General features: G+C 58.2%; 2 protein-coding genes. Both read left to right on the plus strand.

Going from position 1 to position 2,140, the window contains the following annotated elements:
• Positions 1–1,284 (plus strand): IS21 family transposase (gene istA / locus EP867_RS19395; RefSeq protein WP_128491066.1); only part of this gene is annotated, 1,284 nt, incomplete at its 5' end.
• Positions 1,274–2,068, plus strand: a complete 795-nt coding sequence (gene istB, locus EP867_RS19400; RefSeq protein WP_128491067.1) for an IS21-like element helper ATPase IstB — start codon at positions 1,274–1,276, stop codon at positions 2,066–2,068. The genes istA and istB, both read left to right, overlap by 11 nt.
• Positions 2,069–2,140 lie beyond the last annotated feature (72 nt).

Below are 2,140 nucleotides of genomic sequence, written 5' to 3' on the forward strand. Positions count from 1 at the left end.
CACGCTGACCTTGTGACGCTGGGCTTTACGGGGTCTTACAATCGTGTTGCGGCGTTTGCCCGAGACTGGCGTGCTGAACGCCAACGCCAAGAGAACACGACAGGGCGTGGGACTTTCGTTCCCCTGGCCTTTCGGGCTGGGGAAGCATTCCAGTTTGACTGGAGCGAGGACTATGCCGTCCTGGGCAACGCCCGGGTGAAGCTCCAGCTTGCCCATATCAAGCTCTCGCATAGCCGGGCCTTTCTGGTCAGGGCGTATCTTCTTCAGACCCATGAGATGCTGTTTGACGCACACTGGCATGGCTTCCGGGTCTTCGGCGGCGTCCCTGAGCGTGGGATCTACGACAATATGCGCACGGCCGTTGATCGGGTCGGGCGGGGCAAAGAGCGGCAGATCAACATCCGCTTTCTGGCCATGGCCAACCATTATGTTTTTGAGCCGGAGTTCTGCAATCCGGCGGCTGGTTGGGAGAAGGGGCAGGTTGAGAAGAATGTGCGCGATACCCGACATCAAATCCTGTCCGTGATGCCGTCCTTTCCGGATCTGGATGCGCTGAACATCTGGCTGGAGCAGCGCTGTATCGAGCTCTGGGCTGAGACAAACCATGGCATGCTTTGCGGCACCATTGCTGAGATCTGGGCAGACGAGCGAGCTGCCCTGATGCCCCTCCCGCCGGCTTTTGATGGCTTTATCGAATTGAGCAAGCGTGTCTCGCCAACCTGCCTGATCACCTTCGACCGTAACCGCTACAGTGTCCCGGCATCCTTCGCGAACCGCCCGGTAAGCGTAAGGGTTTATCCTGACCGGCTGAGGATTGTGGCCGAGGGTAAAATCCTGTGTGAGCACATGCGGATTATCCAACGCAATCACAGACTTCCTCCCAGAACCATCTATGACTGGCGGCATTATCTGGCCGTCCTGCAACGTAAGCCCGGCGCTCTTCGCAATGGAGCGCCGTTCATGGAGTGCCCGAAAGCCTTCCGCCAGCTGCAGGAACATCTTCTGCGCAAGCCTGGCGGTGACAGGGAGATGGTCGATATCCTCTCCCTGGTTATGCATCATGATGAGCAGGCAGTTCTGGCTGCCGTTGAGCAGGCACTGGCGGAGGGAGTTCCGACGAAGACCCATGTGCTGAACATCCTGCACCGCATCGTTGACAGGAAAGGCCCGCTTGAGCCTCTGGAAACGCCTCAAGCGCTGAACCTGCGCAGGGAGCCTAAAGCAAATGTCGAACGCTACGATCGGCTGCGCCCGCGGATTGTCGGAGGCCGGCATGCGTCATGATCCTGCCAGTGCGGCCGTCGTCATTATGCTCAGGAGCCTCAAGATGCACGGCATGGCTCAGGCCGTTGCTGATCTCATTGAGCAAGGGGCGCCTGCCTTTGAGGCGGCCGTGCCGATCCTGTCCCAGCTCCTTAAGGCCGAGCTGGCTGAGCGCGAGGTAAGGTCCATTGCTTACCACATGAAAGCGGCTCGCTTCCCTGCCTATAAGGATCTGTCAGGCTTTGATTTTGCAGCCAGCGAGATCAACGAGGCGACAATCCGCACCCTGCATCGCTGCGAGTTTATAGACGGGGCGCATAACATCGTATTGATAGGCGGACCGGGCACGGGGAAAACCCATATCGCCACGGCTCTGGCAGTGCAGGCAATTGAGCAGCATCGACGTAAGGCCCGCTTCTTCTCAACGATTGAACTCGTAAATGCCCTCGAACAGGAAAAGCTGCGAGGCAAGACAGGGCAGATCGCCGAGAGCCTGACCAAGCTGGACCTCGTGATCCTCGACGAGTTGGGCTACCTGCCATTCAGTGCGTCCGGCGGTGCACTCCTCTTCCACATGCTCAGCAGGCTCTATGAGAGAACCAGTGTTGTCATCACGACAAATCTGAGCTTCAGCGAATGGGCGACCGTCTTCGGAGACGCTAAGATGACGACCGCACTTCTCGATCGCCTCACGCACCGCTGCCATATCCTTGAGACCGGCAATGACAGCTTCCGCTTCAAAGCAAGCGCAGCCGCGGCAATCAAAAACAGGAAGGAGACTGGCCGTCCGTTGACCTCACAGTGAACCCGCAACCATAATCAAAGGTGGGTCACTTCTCGATGGAAATCCCGGGTCAGTTCTGCGCGGAAAATCACA

It is taken from the genome of Falsigemmobacter intermedius (genome assembly GCF_004054105.1).
GTDB lineage: Bacteria > Pseudomonadota > Alphaproteobacteria > Rhodobacterales > Rhodobacteraceae > Wagnerdoeblera > Wagnerdoeblera intermedia.

Excerpts from the sequence above, each read along its gene's own strand:
- istB (WP_128491067.1), top strand. The coding sequence starts at position 1,274 with ATGCGTCATGATCCTGCCAGTGCGGCCGTCGTCATTATGCTCAGGAGC.